Raw genomic sequence first — 14,629 nt, 5'->3', positions numbered from 1 at the left:
CGGCCGCACGGCCTCAGCTCGGCGGCTGCTTCTCGTGCTTGCCGTCGTGCGGGCCCACGCCGTAGCCGGCCTTCGGGTGCTCGGCCTCATGGCGCCCGTCGTGCGCCGACTCGTCGACCCAGATCTCGACCTCGGGCACGGGCTCGCCGGCCGCCGCGGCCTTGGCCTCCTGGCGCTTCTCCCACTGCTCGCGACCGAGGTGCCACGCGATGCCCGCCACGGCCATGCCGATGACGACGAGGAACACGATCTCGATGTACTCGGTGACGACCTCGGCGACGCCGGGGATGTGGGCGGCGCCCCAGCCGATGAGCGGCAGCCCGACACCCCAGAGGAAGGCGCCGAGGATATTGAAGAAGAGGAACTTCTTGTAGGGCATCTTGCCCACGCCCGCGGCGACGGGGGCGATCGTGCGCACGACGCCGATGAATCGGGCGATCGTGACGGCCCAGCCGCCGTAGCGGGCGAAGAAGTACTCGGTGCGCGCGACGCTCTTCTTACTGAAGAAGCCCGCTGACTTGCGCTCGAAGATCGGCGGCCCGGCCTTGTAGCCGATGTAGTACCCGAGCTGATCGCCGAGCACGGCCGCGATGAAGATGCACAGCACGACGAGCCAGATGGGCTGGGGGATGACCCCGGTGAAGGTCAGGATGCCCGTGATGAGCAGGAGGGTGTCGCCCGGCAGCAGGAACCCGATGAGCAGCCCGGTCTCGATGAAGACGATGGCGCACACGAGCAGCAGGCCCCACTGACCGGCGCCGGTGATCCATGCCTCGACGTCGAACAACCCGAGGTCCATGGGCATCATGCGGCGGCTCCGTCGATCGTGGGGAAGGTGGCATCAGGGTACCCCGTCAACCTCGTGCGGAAGGAGGGACTTGAACCCTCACGCCCGAAGGCACAGGAACCTAAATCCTGCGTGTCTGCCATTTCACCACTCCCGCGAGTGCCGCCAGTCTAGAACCGCGCGGTCACGCCCGCCCGATGGCCTGCAGCGCCGTCCAGACCTCGGCGCGGGCCGGGAACGCGTCGAGGTCGCGCTCGAGCAGTTCGGCCGCGCGTCGCAGGCGCGCCCGAACGGTGTGCCGATGGATGCCCAGCCGCAGCGCCGCCGCCTCGGCCACGGCGTCGCACCGCAGCCAGGTGCCGAGCGTGCCGATGAGGTCGTCGCCGGTCAGGGCGTCGTGCTCGAGCAATGGCTGCACGAGCGCGGCCGGATCGTCGGGGTCGCGGGGTGCCGGCGCGAGCGCGGGGGATGGCTCGCTGGCGACGAGTGCCGCCTGCACGGCCGAGCGCAGGGCCGCGAGGCGCCCGGCGGTCTCGGCCGCCTCGGCGACGAGCGCATCCGTGTCGGCGACGCCGGCGAGGCCGGCGAGGGCGACGACGCTCGTGACGACGGCGCGCTCGGCGTCGTCGTGCGGCGAACCGGGGCCGATCGCGAGCACGCCGGTGAGGGCGGTGGCGGCGCCGACGGTCTGCAGGCTCCAGTCGTCGACCGCGCGTGCGGCGCGACGGCCCGCGCGCAGCATGCCGAGCGCTTCGTCGAGCACGGCCGCGGGGGGCGTCGTTCCGAGCACGTCGCCGTTCGCGCCGACGATGCCGGCCTCGGCGCCGATGCGGCGGGCGAGCTCGGCGACGACGGCCGCGAGGCCGGTCGGGCGCAGGGCGGCGACGGCGATGGCGCGCTGCGTCTCGAGCGTCCAGCGCACGCGCGCGTAGCGCTCCTCCGCATCGAGGTCGGCGACCGCGCGGGCCACGGCGATGAACGGCGTGCGGTAGGGCACTTCGAGCAGGGCGATGCCGTGCGCGGCGCAGGCCTCGGCGAGGGCATCCGGTGTGCCATCGCGGATGACCTCGGTGCCGAAGCCGACGGCGGGAACCCCCGCCTCGGCGAGGCGCGCGACCCAGGGGGCGATGTCGTCATCGCTCGCCCACTGCGTTCCGGTGGTGAGCAGAGCGTCTCCGGGGGAGAGGAAGGGAGTCGGGTCGGCGAGGTCGCTCGAATGCACCCACCCCCACGCGCGGGCGCGGGCTGAATCGTCGGCCCAGATCAGCCGAAGCTGCAGCTCGCGGCGAGCAAGCACGGCGTCGAGGGTGACGGGCATGCGCGGGTTCCTTGCATTCGGGAGTCGCGGACGGGGACGCGCCGACCCTACCTCCTGCGTGTACGCGATGTCGAGTGTTTCGGCCCATCGTGTACAGCGCGTACACGCCACCGGCGGTCGCGCGGCCCTACTCTTGCGGCATGAGCATGACGATCGACGCCCCCACGATTCTCGGCGGGCCGAGCCTGCCGCAGCGCCGCGAGCTCGTGACGAGCATCCCGGGCCCGAAGAGCGAGGCCCTCATCGCGCGCAAGCAGGCCGCCGTCTCGGCCGGTGTCGGCACCATGATGCCGGTCTACGCGGTCGCCGCTGGCGGTGGTGTGATCGTCGACGTCGACGGCAACTCGCTCATCGACCTCGGCTCGGGCATCGCCGTCACGAACGTCGGCAATGCCGACCCGCACGTCACCGCGGCCGTCATCGAGCAGGTGCAGCGCTTCACGCACACGTGCTTCACGATCACCCCCTACGACGGCTACGTCGAGGTCGCCGAGGCGCTCAACCGACTGACCCCGGGCGACCACGCCAAGCGCACCGCGCTCTTCAACTCGGGCGCCGAGGCCGTCGAGAACGCCATCAAGATCGCGCGCTACTACACGGGCAAGTCGGCCGTCGTCGCCTTCGACCACGGCTACCACGGCCGCACCAACCTCACGATGGCGCTCACCGCCAAAGCCATGCCCTACAAGGCCGGCTTCGGCCCCTTCGCTCCCGACGTCTACCGCGCGCCCATGTCGTACCCCTACCGTGACGGGCTCAGCGGTGCCGAGGCGGCTTCCCGCGCCATCCACATGATGGAGCGCCAGATCGGCGCCGACCGCCTCGCGGCCATCATCATCGAGCCCATCCAGGGCGAGGGCGGCTTCGTCGTGCCCGCCGAGGGCTTCCTCCCCGCGCTGCAGGCCTGGGCCAACGCGAACAATGTCGTCTTCATCGCCGACGAGGTGCAGACGGGCTTCGCCCGCACCGGTCAGATGTTCGCGAGCGAGCATGAGGGCATCGTGCCCGACCTCATCACCCTCGCCAAGGGCATCGCGGGCGGTCTTCCGCTCGCGGCCGTCACCGGCAAGGCCGAGATCATGGATGCTCCCCACGCGGGCGGCCTCGGCGGCACCTACGGCGGCAACCCCATCGCGACGGCCGCGGCCCTCGGTGCCCTGAAGGCCTACGACGAGCACGATCTGCTCGGGCGGGCGCTCGAGCTCGAGACGATCATCCGTGACGAGCTCACCGCCCTTCAGGCGCGCGACGCCCGCATCGGCGACATCCGCGGACGCGGCGCCATGATGGCGATCGAGCTCGTCGACGAGAACGGGGCTCCGGATGCGGCGCTCACCGGTCGCGTCGCGAAGCACTGCCACGTGAACGGCGTCGTGGTGCTCACCTGCGGCACCGACGGCAACGTCATCCGCCTGCTGCCGCCCCTGTCGATCGGCGACGACCTGCTGCGCGAGGGCATCGGCGTCATCGCCGAGGCGCTCGCCGCCAACTGAGCCACCAGCACCACTCCATCCATCCGCGGATCCGCCACCACCGCATCCGATCACCAGCGAAAAGGGAATCCCATGATCACCGAAGCCGAACTGCTCGCGAAGGTCCCCCGCGGCCTCTACATCGACGGCGCGTGGATCGACGCCGAGGGCGGCGCGACCATGACCGTCACCGACCCGTCGACCGGCGCCGTGCTCGCCGAGATCGCGAGCGCCTCGGTCGCCGACGGCAAGAAGGCGATGGATGCCGCGGCCGCCGCCCAGGCGAGCTGGGCCGCGACCGCGCCTCGCGTGCGTGCCGAGCTGCTGCGCAAGGCCTGGGAGCTCGTCATCGAGCGGGCCGACGAGTTCGCCCTGCTCATGACGCTCGAGATGGGCAAGCCGCTCGCCGAGTCGCGCGGTGAGGTCACCTACGGCGCCGAGTTCCTGCGCTGGTTCAGCGAGGAGGCGGTGCGCATCACGGGCCGTTTCGGCGAGAACCCCGAGGGCACGGGCCACATCGTGGTCTCGCACGCTCCCGTCGGGCCGTCGTTCCTCATCACGCCCTGGAACTTCCCGCTCGCCATGGCCACGCGCAAGATCGCGCCCGCGATCGCCGCCGGCTGCACCTCGATCATCAAGCCCGCCGCGCTCACCCCGCTCACGACGATGTACTTCGTCAAGACGCTCGAAGACGCCGGCCTGCCGAAGGGCGTCGTCAACGTCGTCACGACGGCCAAGTCGGGTGCCCTGTCGGCCGAGATCATCGCCGACCCGCGCCTGCGCAAGCTCAGCTTCACCGGCTCGACCGAGGTCGGCCGCGTGCTCATGAAGCAGGCCGCCGACGGAATCCTGCGCACCTCGATGGAGCTCGGCGGCAACGCCCCCTTCGTCGTCTTCGCCGACGCCGATCTCGACAAGGCCATCGACGGCGTCATGCTCGCGAAGTTCCGCAACATCGGCCAGGCGTGCACGGCCGCCAACCGCATCCTCGTGCAGCGCGACGTGGCGGAGGAGTTCAGCCGCCGTGTCACCGAGCGCGTCGCGTCGATGAAAATGGGCCGCGGCACCGAGGAGGGCGTGCAGATCGGCCCGCTCGTCGACGACAACGCGGTGCAGGGCTCGCACGAGCTCGTCGAGGACGCGGTCGCGCGCGGTGCGACCGTCACGACCGGCGGGCAGATCCCCGACCGCGACGGCTCGTTCTACCCGGCCACGGTCATCACGGGTGTCGTCGCGGGCACGCGTCTGCTGACGGAGGAGATCTTCGGCCCCGTGCTCGCGATCGTTCCCTTCGACACCGAGGACGAGGCCGTCGAGCTCGCGAACGCGACCGAGTACGGGCTCATCTCCTACGTCTACACGCAGGATCTCGCGCGCGGCATGCGCATGATCGACCGCCTCGAGACGGGCATGATGGGCCTCAACGCGGGCGTCATCTCCAACGCCGCGGCGCCCTTCGGCGGCGTGAAGCAGTCGGGCATCGGTCGCGAGGGCTCGCTCGAGGGCATCGACGAGTACCTCACCACGAAGTACACCTTCGTTCCGAAGAGCTAGGTGTCGTGACCGTCGGGCGCTCGCCCGACGGCATCCTCTTCCGCTGCCGGGCGCTGTGGTGGCCGCCCGGCAGCGGATCTCTTCTGCGCGCTACCCGAGCTGGTAGAGCGCGAACGCCAGGGCGAAGCCGAGCGCCGACCACAGTCCCGTGAACGAGCGGTCGGCCGCGAACGCCTCGGGAATCATCGTGTTGGCGACCATCGCCAGAATGCCGCCCGCCGCGATCGTCGTCACGACGGCGACCACTTCGGGCGCCGCGCCCGCGAGCAGCCCGAAGCCGAGCATCGCTGCGATGCCCGACACGAGGGCGATGCCGCCCCACACCCCGAACACGTACCGCGCGCTGCGGCCCTCGTGCTTCATGCCCGCCGCGCTCGCGAGCCCTTCCGGCACGTTCGACACCGCGACGGCGACGAGCAGCGGGATGCTCACCGCACCGCCCTGCGCGATCGAGAGCCCCAGCACGAGGCTCTCGGGCACCCCGTCGAGCAGCGCCCCGATGGCGACGGCGATGCCGACGCTCGCGCTCGCGGCCGCCGCCGGGGCTGCGTGCACGCCCGGCTCGCTCTGCAGTGCGATGGACTGCTTGCGCGCGCGAGCGCCCCGTCGCGCGAGGGCGAGGTCGGCGAGCACGTAGATCACGGCGCCAGCGAGGAAGCCGCCCAGGGTGGGCAGCAGCCCGCCCACCTCGTGCGCCTCGGCGACGAGCTCGAACGCGAGCGTTGAGATGAGCGCACCCGCGCCGAACGCCATGACGCCGGCTACGACCCCGGTCGGCACCCGCACGACCCAGCCGATCGCGGCCCCGAGCACGAGGAAGCTCGCGGCGGCGAGCCCCACGGCCCCGGCGGCGAGTGCCTCGAGCATGCGCGCCTCCTCGTCGTGGGTTGCCCGCAGGGGCAGTCGCGCTCAGCCTAGGGCCGTGCCCCTTCGCGAGCCCGAGATCGTGCTTTCTCGGTCGCACATCAGGCCGCACCCGCTGGCTGCCGTCTGCCCTGAGACCATCCGTCGGTCCCGAATCACCTGGTCCTCCCCACGACTTCCCAACACGGGACCGATCGACAGAGTGCGCGACTCGTGCGGCGTGCGTTGGACGCGGCACAACGCTGTGCGGCATGACTGCAGACCCTGCTGGCCTCGACCTGCTCGATCCATCGTGGGCGGTGCGGGCATCCGTTCGCGGCGACGGGATGCCCTACGCTCGCACCCGGCGTGTCGACATCGACCATCCATTCCACGGCGTCGCGACGCGCCGGGTCGACCTCGATGACGTCGTCCAGCGGGCTCACGCGCTGTCGCTCTGGCTGCCGAGCGATGCGGCGTTCAGCCATTCGACGGCGGCGCGGCTGCGCGGGCTCCCCCTGCCACTCGCTTTCGCCCGCGAGGCACTCGTACACGTGTCGTTGCCGAGACCCCGGCGTGCACCGAAGGGCAGAGGGACGTGCGGCCACAGCATCGATCTGCCATCCGCGCGGGTCGAGCACTGTCTGGTCGTGTCGGCAAGCAGCGGCGAGCAGCTGCCGCTGCGGATCGTCGACGAGCCGCTCACGCTCCTGTCCTGCGCGACACAGCTGCAGGTACCAGACCTGATCGCGCTCGCCGACGCCATGCTGCGGCGCGCGACCGTCGAGGGGCGGACCGATCCGATGGTCGCGGCGCTCGCCATCGGGCGCGGGCGCCCGGGGTTCGCGCGGCTCGCACGCGCCGCGCCGCTACGTCGCGGGGGCGTCCGGTCGCGGGCCGAGACGCTGCTGCGCCTCATGATCGCGATCGCGGGGCTTCCCGAGCCGGTGGTCGCGCATCCCGTGCACTCGTCCGACCGGTCACCCGAGCGATGGACCGCCGAGGCCGACCTCGCGTGGCCGGAGTTCGGGGTGCTCGTCGAGTACGAGGGCGATGTTCACCGCACGTCCCGTCGACGCTTCACGACAGACGTGCGCCGCTTCGATCGATATGCCGATGAGGGATGGCGCGCGGTGCGCGCGACTCGCGACGATGTGTTCGCCGACCCACGCGAGTTGATGAGTCGACTGGAGCGGCGCTTGCGAGACGGCGGATGGCGTCCCCCTCGCGCGTGGCGGCTGCGAGAGGTGACGCCTGCGAGGGCGTGAGTGAGGCAGCCCGAAACCGCCCGCCCGAATGCCTGTCGTCGCCTCGAGTGCCATGGCAGGGCTGCGACCCAAATGACTCGCCGACACCATCGATCGGTCCCGAATTGAGTAACCCGGCCCAGGCGCCCGCTAACCGGGACCGATCGATGCCGCTTGCACGTGCGCGGGCCGTCAAGGCTCGGAGGGTCACTCCATAGGCGCCCGGGCCAGCCGGGCAGAGCAACCACAGCCCGCTCCTTGTGGAGAATCCCTCACCCCGACGGCACCCCCTCACCAGAATGACCCGCATGTCAGCCGCCCACAGCGTCATCACCGAGCGTGTGCGCGAGCGGGTGCGGGCCGAGCGCCTCGACCTCAGCGCCGACCCGACCGCTGCCGAGCGCCTCGTGCGCGACGAGCTGCGCGTCTACGCCGAGCGCTCGCTCGCGGGCAGCCTGCCGAGCCTCGGCGACGAGCAGGCCGCGCTCGGCCGCGTGCTCGCCGATCTCACCGGCTACGGCCCGCTGCAGCCCTACTTCGACGACCCGACGGTCGAAGAGATCTGGATCAACGCCCCCGACGCCGTGTTCATCGCCCGCGCGGGCGTCACCGAGCGGGTGGATGCTCGCCTCACCGACGAGCAGGTGCGCACGCTCGTCGAGCGCATGCTGCAGAGCACGGGCCGCCGCGTCGATCTGAGCAGCCCGTTCGTCGACGCGAGCCTGCCCGACGGCTCGCGCCTGCACGTCGTCATCCCTGACGTCACGCGGCAGCACTGGGCCGTCAATGTGCGCAAGTTCTCGCAGCGCATCCGCAGCCTCGTGCGCCTGGTCGAGCTCGGCTCGCTCACGCCGCTCGCGGCGGAGTTCCTGCGCATGAGCGTGCTCGCCGGCAGCAACATCCTGGTCAGCGGGGCCACGCACTCCGGCAAGACGACGTTGCTCGGTGCGATGCTCGCGAGTGCCCGCCCCGCCGACCGCATCGTCACGGTGGAGGAGACCTTCGAGCTCGACCTCACGGCTGCCGACGTCGTCGCCATGCAGTGCCGCACGCCCAACCTCGAGGGCACCGGCGAGATCACCCTGCGACGCCTCATCAAAGAGGCGCTGCGCATGCGCCCCGACCGCCTCGTCGTGGGCGAGGTGCGCGAGGCAGAGTCGCTCGACCTGTTGATCGCGCTCAACTCCGGCTTGCCGGGCATGTGCTCCATCCATGCGAACAGCGCGCGGGATGCTCTCGTCAAGCTCTCGACCCTCCCACTCCTGGCGGGCCGCAACATCGACTCGGCGTTCGTGGTGCCCACCGTCGCGAGCGCGATCGACCTCGTCGTGCACTGCGAGATGGTGCGGGGCGGCTCTCGCCGGGTGGCGGAGATCGTGGCGCCGACGGGTTCGGTCGTCGCCGGGGCGATCGAGGCCGAGTCGATCTTTACCCTCCGTGACGGAGCGCTCGAGCCGACCGGCTCGCTGCCCGCGCGCGCCGAGCGGTTCGCGGGCGCTGGACTCGACCCGAGCATCCTGCTGCGAAGCGAGACGCACCCCGCCGAGCAGAACGATACGCGCGGCCCCCGCTGGAGCGACCGCGCGGAACCGGAGAGCGAGTCGCGCGCGTGACCCTCGCCGTCGGGTTCCTGCTCGCGGCCGGGGTGCTGCTCGTCGCCTCGCCGTGGCTGTGGCCGCGCCGCGAAGGGTCGAGCACCGCGCGCGATCCGCTCGCCCCGCTTGCCGATCTGCTCGCCCGCGCGGGCGTCGCCTCGGTCTCACCGTTCGTGCTGCTCGGCGTCGTCGCGATGGCGGGCATCGCCGGAGGAGCCCTGACCCTGCTGCTCGTGCCGGTGGTCGCGCTCGCGCCCGTCGCGGCGGTCGTCGCGGCGACGGTGCCCCTGCTCGTGCTGCGCGGCCGCGCCGCCGCCCGCCGCCGGGCTCTGCGTGCCGTCTGGCCCGACGTCGTCGACCACTTGCTCTCGGGCGTGCGTGCGGGTCTCAGCCTGCCGCAGGCTATCGCGGCGCTCGCCGACTCTGCGCCCGAGCCCGTGCGGGCGCCGTTCCGCACGTTTCGCCGCGACTACCTGCGCACCGCCCAGTTCACCGAGTGCCTCGACGCGCTCAAGGCGACGCTCGCCGATCCGGTGGCCGACCGCATCGTCGAGACGCTGCGCATGGCGCGCGAGGTCGGCGGCACCGAGCTGCCGAGCGTGCTGCGCTCGCTCTCGCACTACCTGCGCGCCGACGCGGCCGTACGAGCCGAGGTGGATGCGCGCCAGTCGTGGGTGCGCACGGCGGCCCGACTCGGCGTCGTCGCGCCGTGGATCGTGCTGCTCCTGCTCAGCACGCGCCCCGAGGCGGCCGCGGCCTACAACTCGACCGGGGGAGCGGTGCTCGTCGTCGGCGGCCTCGCCGCCACCCTCGTCGCCTACCGGCTGATGATCGCGCTGGGGCGACTGCCCGAAGAGGGGCGGTGGTTCCGATGACGCCCTTGATCGGTGCTGCTTTGCTCGCCGGCCTCGGACTCGGCGGCGGACTGTGGCTGCTCGTCTCGGCATCGCCCCGCATCGGGCGGCCGCGACTGGCCTCGCGGCTCGCGCCGTACCTCGTCGACGTGTCGGCCGAGGCGCGAGCGATGACAGCCGCGCGCCGGTCGGACCCGCTGCCGGTGCTCGGTGCGCTGCTCGCCCCGGTCGTGGAGTCTGCGCGGGGTGCGCTCGATGCGGTGCTCGGCGGCGAGGCGATCATCCGCACGCGCTTGCGTCAGTCCGGCTCGCCGCTCACCTTTCAGGGGCACCGCACGCGGCAGCTGTTCGGGGCCCTGCTCGGCGCGGCGTCCGGCATCGCCCTCGCCATCCTCGTCGCGCGTGATGGCGTGCCATTCGTGCCCGCCGCCATCGGAGCGGTCGCGGCCGGCGGCATCGGCGGCATCGCCGCGGTGGATGCCCTGCTGGCGCACGCCGCCCGCCGCCGCTCGGCACGCATCGCCGAAGAGTTCCCCACCGTCGTCGAATTCCTCGCGCTCAGCGTCGCGGCCGGAGAGAGCATCCTCGAAGCCCTGCGTCGCGTCGCCCGCACCGGGTCGGGAGAACTGGCGGGCGAGCTCGATCGCGTCGTGCAGCGAGCCGCCGCGGGTCAGCCGCTCGCGACCGCCCTGGCCGAGGTGCGCGACGACTTGGCCGTGCCCGCCGTCAGCAGGTTGATCGACCAGGTGCTCGCCGCTCTCGACCGCGGAACTCCGCTCGCCGAGGTGCTGCGCGCCCACGCCCTCGACGCACGCGACGAGTCGAAGCGGCGCCTGCTCGAAGCCGCCGGAACGCGCGAGGTCGCCATGCTCGTGCCCCTCGTGATGCTCATCCTGCCGGTCACGGTGCTCTTCGCCGTGTGGCCGGGGCTCATGGTGCTGCAGCTCGGGTTCTAGGTCGAAGGCGCGTCGCTCTCCACGCAGCCGTTCAGAGCCGTGACGAACTGTTCGATCTCTTCCGCTGACAGGTGCGACAGGTCATTGCTGAACCAGTTCATCCATACGTCGCGCGCGTCTGACTCGTTGATCGAGCCGCCCTCGTCCAGAAGTTGGGCGAACGACTGAGCCTCATGCCAATACTCGTCGATCGGCGCCCAGTCGGGCTTTCCGGGCTGGAGCCCCTGCGGGTCGAACTCGGTGAGCACGGCGAGCACTCTCAGGACGAGTGCGTCGTAGCGCCGGGCCTCGGTGATGATCTCGGCATCTGACATGAGCGCCATTCTGCACCGCACCTCAGACGTCAGAGGCACGGCCAGGCCAGTAATCCCTGTTCACGACCGACCTGGTGCCGTCCGACTCTCGGGATGCTGTGTGGCGCCCTCGGCTGACACTCGTCGGGTCGCTAGTTCGGCACCTCCTGGATCGGACCCATGTCGCGTCCACCCGGAGAACTCGTGTGAGCACCGCGTGTCGAATGCCCAAGGCAGGGTGTCGGGAGGTGGTGCGGGTTGGTGCGACACGCGTGATCCAAGACCGCGACCGCGAGCCTGACTGAGTCGGCTAGCGGCGAGCAACCCCGAGCGCCGCTGCCACTGCGCGGGCGCGGTCGAGCTCGGCGGCGACGGGCGCGACCACCTCCCGCTGCACGACCTCGTCGACGGAGGCGAGCAAGCGTTTGCGCGTGCGACGTCTCCGCCTGGCCGCCGTCAGGGCGCTGAGCACGGCCGACAGCAGCCCGAGCAACACTCCGACGAGCACGGCGGCGATGATCACGAGCGTGGGAATAGCCCAGCCCTCGAGCGGGCCTTCTTCGACGCGGGGAATGAGCAGAGCGGGCATCCCGAACGTCGGCAGCAGGGATGCCCCGACGAGCCACAGGGCTCCGAGTACGCCAGCCACGATCGTGACCCATTGAACGACGCCGATGATCGCCCACCACCACGAGCCCTTAGCAGGCAGGGGGGTTCGCGCGATTGCGCGGTCGAGGTCGGCGGGCAGAGCATCGAGCGCGCCCTCGGCGGCGGTGCGCACGGCGGCCTTCCATGGGCCCGCGAGGCCCGCGGCGGCGGTGTCAGCGAACGAGCGCACGGCGAGCGAGAGTTTCGCTTGAGCGCCCGCGCTGAGCAGCGGCATGCTCGTGCGGTGCACGTCGGGGTCGACGTTCTTGTCAGAGCCGCGGCGCTTCGGGCCGAGCCCGAGGCGCGTGAGCGGGTCGGCGCGGAGGCGGCCGATCCACGAGACGAGCGGCCAGCCCGTGACCTGACCGGCGCGCTTTCGGTACGAGCTCGCGACGGCGGCCGCGACGACGTCGACGCCCGCCGCCGTGCCGACCTCGTCGCGCACGCGCACCGATGCAGGAGTATCAAGGCGAGCAGCCGAGCCCGGGTCGTCGATGCGCGCGGCGAGGGTCTGCACGTCGGCGGTGAGACGAGCATCCCGAGCCTTGCGGGCCGCGGCGAGATCGCCGATCGCGGTCTTGAGCGCATCCACCCCCTCGAACGTGCGCGCGCTCACGGGCAGCACGCGAGCGCGAGGCAGTCCGTCGCGCGAGACGATCGACTGCAGCGATGAGACGACGGATGCTCGGTCTCCCGCCGCGAGCAGATCCACTTGGTTCAGCACGACGAGCGTGACCGCTGCGTGCCGGGCGTGCGGCGCGATGAACTCGGCGTGCAGCACGTCGTCGGCATACTTCTGCGGGTCGACAACCCAGAGCAGGGCATCCACTTGGCCGGCCAGTCGCTCGGCGATCGCGCGGTTGCCCGCCTCGACAGAATCCACGTCGGGCAGATCGACGAGCACGAGCTTGCCCGCGCGCGGATCGATCGGCTCGACGCGCTCGATGCGCTCGCGAATCTGCAGCCAGTCGAGCAGGTCGGCGGCACCCGTAGCGTCCCACGTGACGGCGAGGGCTTGCGACGTCGTCGGACGCCGAACGTGCGCCTTCGCCACCTCGTCGCCGACGAGCGCGTTCACCAGGCTCGACTTGCCCGACCCGGTCGCGCCGAAAACGCCCACGACCGTGTGCTCGGGCGAGCGCGCACGACGCGCCTCGGTCTGCAACAGGAGTGCCCGCGCTTCGTCGGCGATCGCACTCGGGATGCGCCCCGTGCCCGCCTCGGTCACCGTCCGCAGAGCGGCGATCCGCTCGTCGAGGGTCGGTCTTGTTGCACTCACGCGTCTGCCGCCCGCGCCACGTCGTCGAGCAGCGCCCGCGACTCGCGCCGCAGCGACTCGGGTGCCGAGCCGAATCGCAGGGATTCGAGTGCCGTGCCCAGGCGATCGGCCTCCGAGTCGAAGAGCGCTTCGACCCGCCGCTGCAGATCGCTGCGGGCTTCGGCCGCGAGCCGGCGCACGGCGTCTTCGCCGAAGATCGTCTCGAGCAGCTTCTGGCCGATGACGGCCGAGCCGCCTGCGATCGCGAGCTCGCCGCCCGTGAGTCCTCCGGTCGAGGCGAACACGACGATCATGAGCGCCACCGTCACGACGTTGAGCCCGAGCGACACCACGCGAGCCCGCACGCGCTTGGTGCCCGCGTTGTCGTGAATGAGTTGCATGAGCGCGCCCTGCCACTCGCGGATCATCGCCGCTGCGCGGTCGCGCAGCTCGGGGCTCTCCGCGGCGAGGTACGGGTTGAGTTCGGCGACCATGCGCCCCGGCAGGGTGCGTTCGAGGTCGGACCAGGCGGCGGCGGCCGCGCGCCCCGCCTGATCGATAATGACCGCCTGCAGCCCGCTCTCGATCTGCGTCTCGACCGCGATGACCGGGCTCGGCTTGCCGGTGACCCACGCCGTGATGCTGTCGCGCGTGCGGGCGTACCACGACTCAATGCTGCGGAACACGTCGGATGTCCCCACGAAGTCCTGCCACCGCGCGAGCACCTCGCCGCGCAGCAGCGCGCCGTCGCTCGTCGCCGCATCGACGGCGTCGATCGCCGCCTGGTAGTGCGCGTCGGCGGCGGCTTCGGCACCGTCGAGCCAGTCGAGTTGCTGCTGGCGAGCATCCGCAATGCGGGCCACGCGCTGGTCGAGATCGCCGATGGCGCCGCTCAGCGTGCGGGCCGCAATGCGGGCTCGGGATACGCGGTCGCCCGCAATGCCCTCGAGCCACGCGCGCGGGCCGGCGACCGCACTCGCCGGCAGCATGCCGAGGTCGTCGAGGGGCTGCTCGTCGATCGTGAACACGGGCGCGTCGGCCAGCCCCCGAGCGGCGAGCATGGCGCGCAGGTCGGGCAGCACTTCGTCGGTGGCTCCGGGCGGCACGCGGTTGAGCACGACGCCGACCGTGATCTGCCGCGCGGCGGCACCCTCGAGCAAGCGCCAGGGCACGGCGTCGGCGTAGCGGTTGGCGGTCGTGACGAACAGCCACAGGTCGGCGGCGGCGAGCAGCTGCGCGGCGAGGGCGCGGTTCTCGTCGGCGACCGAGTCGATGTCGGGGGCGTCGATGATCGCGAGCGAGCGCGGCACGGCCTCGTGCTCGAGCAGCATGAGTTCGCTGATGCGCGCGGCCTCGGGGGTGTCGCCCGCGGCACTCGCGGGAGTGCCCGGCGCGCTCACCCGACCGCGCACGCGCGCGAGCCCCGGCAAGATGCGGTCGCTCGCGAACCAGCCGGCATCGACGGGAGAGTGCACGAGTATCGGTTGCCGCGTCGTCGGGCGGATGACGCCTACGCGGGTCGTCGCCACTCCGAGCAGCGCGTTGACGATGGTCGACTTGCCCGATCCGGTGGAGCCGCCGACGACCGCGAGCAGAGGAGCGTCGAGGTCGGCGAGCCGCGGGCGGATGTAGTCGTCGATCTGTCGCACCGCAGCGGCCGCAGCCTCGCGTTGCTCAACGATCCCGTCGAGGTGCAGGCTCAGGCCGACGTCGGCGAGCGATGCCCGCAGTCGTTCGAGCGACACGGTCGCGGGCGCTCGGGTGTCGGTCACGACTCAAGCATGCCGGGCGCCGGCAAGGTTGG

General features: G+C 71.7%; 12 protein-coding genes and 1 tRNA gene. 6 read left to right on the top strand and 7 right to left on the bottom strand.

The features are described 5' to 3' along the window. Positions 1–13: 13 nt before the first annotated feature. From NNL39_RS01160 to NNL39_RS01150, 3 genes are all read right to left on the bottom strand, one after another. The gene (locus NNL39_RS01160; RefSeq protein ID WP_255159889.1) at positions 14–808 is read right to left on the bottom strand and encodes a DedA family protein; all 795 of its coding nucleotides are present in this window, start codon (positions 806–808) and stop codon (positions 14–16) included. A 55-nt stretch (positions 809–863) separates the two neighbouring features. Further along, positions 864–944, bottom strand: a tRNA-Leu gene (locus tag NNL39_RS01155). A 27-nt stretch (positions 945–971) separates the two neighbouring features. Further along, positions 972–2,105 carry a PucR family transcriptional regulator gene (locus NNL39_RS01150; protein WP_255159888.1) on the bottom strand — a complete coding sequence of 378 codons (1,134 nt, stop codon included), beginning with the start codon at positions 2,103–2,105 and terminating at the stop codon, positions 972–974. A gap of 140 nt (positions 2,106–2,245) precedes the next feature. On the opposite strand from NNL39_RS01150, the gene gabT reads away from it, so the two are divergent. Both gabT and NNL39_RS01140 read left to right on the top strand, forming a co-directional pair. Further along, positions 2,246–3,598, top strand: coding sequence for a 4-aminobutyrate--2-oxoglutarate transaminase (gene gabT / locus NNL39_RS01145; RefSeq protein WP_255159887.1), 1,353 nt, complete (start codon positions 2,246–2,248; stop codon positions 3,596–3,598). Positions 3,599–3,670: 72 nt separating this feature from the next. Continuing rightward, positions 3,671–5,131: an NAD-dependent succinate-semialdehyde dehydrogenase gene (locus NNL39_RS01140; protein WP_255159886.1), complete on the top strand. Its 1,461-nt coding sequence runs from the start codon at positions 3,671–3,673 to the stop codon at positions 5,129–5,131. Between the two features lie 90 nt (positions 5,132–5,221). Here NNL39_RS01140 and NNL39_RS01135 read toward each other — a convergent pair whose 3' ends face one another. Continuing rightward, a complete protein-coding gene (locus NNL39_RS01135; protein WP_255159885.1) occupies positions 5,222–5,998 on the bottom strand; it encodes a ZIP family metal transporter in 777 nt (258 codons plus the stop codon). A gap of 248 nt (positions 5,999–6,246) precedes the next feature. On the opposite strand from NNL39_RS01135, the gene NNL39_RS01130 reads away from it, so the two are divergent. The 4 genes from NNL39_RS01130 to NNL39_RS01115 all read left to right on the top strand — a co-directional run bounded on the left by NNL39_RS01130 (position 6,247) and on the right by NNL39_RS01115 (position 10,626). Then, positions 6,247–7,242 carry a hypothetical protein gene (locus NNL39_RS01130; RefSeq protein ID WP_255159884.1) on the top strand — a complete coding sequence of 332 codons (996 nt, stop codon included), beginning with the start codon at positions 6,247–6,249 and terminating at the stop codon, positions 7,240–7,242. A 287-nt stretch (positions 7,243–7,529) separates the two neighbouring features. Further along, positions 7,530–8,834 carry a CpaF family protein gene (locus NNL39_RS01125; protein ID WP_255159883.1) on the top strand — a complete coding sequence of 435 codons (1,305 nt, stop codon included), beginning with the start codon at positions 7,530–7,532 and terminating at the stop codon, positions 8,832–8,834. Next, complete coding sequence (locus tag NNL39_RS01120) at positions 8,831–9,691, top strand: type II secretion system F family protein (protein WP_255159882.1); 861 nt, start codon at positions 8,831–8,833, stop codon at positions 9,689–9,691. Before NNL39_RS01125 ends, NNL39_RS01120 begins: the two co-directional genes overlap by 4 nt. Continuing rightward, complete coding sequence (locus NNL39_RS01115; protein ID WP_255159881.1) at positions 9,688–10,626, top strand: type II secretion system F family protein; 939 nt, start codon at positions 9,688–9,690, stop codon at positions 10,624–10,626. The genes NNL39_RS01120 and NNL39_RS01115 overlap by 4 nt, the downstream gene beginning before the upstream one ends. Here the strand turns inward: NNL39_RS01115 and NNL39_RS01110 are convergent. The 3 genes from NNL39_RS01110 to NNL39_RS01100 form a co-directional block, all read right to left on the bottom strand. Continuing rightward, complete coding sequence (locus tag NNL39_RS01110) at positions 10,623–10,940, bottom strand: hypothetical protein (protein ID WP_255159880.1); 318 nt, start codon at positions 10,938–10,940, stop codon at positions 10,623–10,625. The genes NNL39_RS01115 and NNL39_RS01110 overlap by 4 nt on opposite strands. Positions 10,941–11,229: 289 nt before the next feature. Further along, a complete protein-coding gene (locus NNL39_RS01105) occupies positions 11,230–12,846 on the bottom strand; it encodes a GTPase family protein (RefSeq protein ID WP_255159879.1) in 1,617 nt (538 codons plus the stop codon). Beyond that, positions 12,843–14,597, bottom strand: a complete 1,755-nt coding sequence (locus NNL39_RS01100) for a dynamin family protein (protein WP_255159878.1) — start codon at positions 14,595–14,597, stop codon at positions 12,843–12,845. The genes NNL39_RS01105 and NNL39_RS01100 overlap by 4 nt, the downstream gene beginning before the upstream one ends. Between the last annotated feature and the right edge of the window lie 32 nt (positions 14,598–14,629).

The organism is Microcella humidisoli (assembly GCF_024362325.1).
Classification (GTDB): Bacteria; Actinomycetota; Actinomycetes; order Actinomycetales; family Microbacteriaceae; genus Microcella; species Microcella humidisoli.
The sequence above is the reverse complement of the archived record's forward strand: the minus strand, read 5'-3'. Positions and strand labels throughout refer to the sequence as shown.

Excerpts from the sequence above, each read along its gene's own strand:
- NNL39_RS01160 (WP_255159889.1), bottom strand. The coding sequence starts at position 808 with ATGATGCCCATGGACCTCGGGTTGTTCGACGTCGAGGCATGGATCACC.
- NNL39_RS01150 (WP_255159888.1), bottom strand. The coding sequence starts at position 2,105 with ATGCCCGTCACCCTCGACGCCGTGCTTGCTCGCCGCGAGCTGCAGCTT.
- gabT (WP_255159887.1), top strand. The coding sequence starts at position 2,246 with ATGAGCATGACGATCGACGCCCCCACGATTCTCGGCGGGCCGAGCCTG.
- NNL39_RS01140 (WP_255159886.1), top strand. The coding sequence starts at position 3,671 with ATGATCACCGAAGCCGAACTGCTCGCGAAGGTCCCCCGCGGCCTCTAC.
- NNL39_RS01135 (WP_255159885.1), bottom strand. The coding sequence starts at position 5,998 with ATGCTCGAGGCACTCGCCGCCGGGGCCGTGGGGCTCGCCGCCGCGAGC.
- NNL39_RS01130 (WP_255159884.1), top strand. The coding sequence starts at position 6,247 with ATGACTGCAGACCCTGCTGGCCTCGACCTGCTCGATCCATCGTGGGCG.
- NNL39_RS01125 (WP_255159883.1), top strand. The coding sequence starts at position 7,530 with ATGTCAGCCGCCCACAGCGTCATCACCGAGCGTGTGCGCGAGCGGGTG.
- NNL39_RS01115 (WP_255159881.1), top strand. The coding sequence starts at position 9,688 with ATGACGCCCTTGATCGGTGCTGCTTTGCTCGCCGGCCTCGGACTCGGC.
- NNL39_RS01110 (WP_255159880.1), bottom strand. The coding sequence starts at position 10,940 with ATGTCAGATGCCGAGATCATCACCGAGGCCCGGCGCTACGACGCACTC.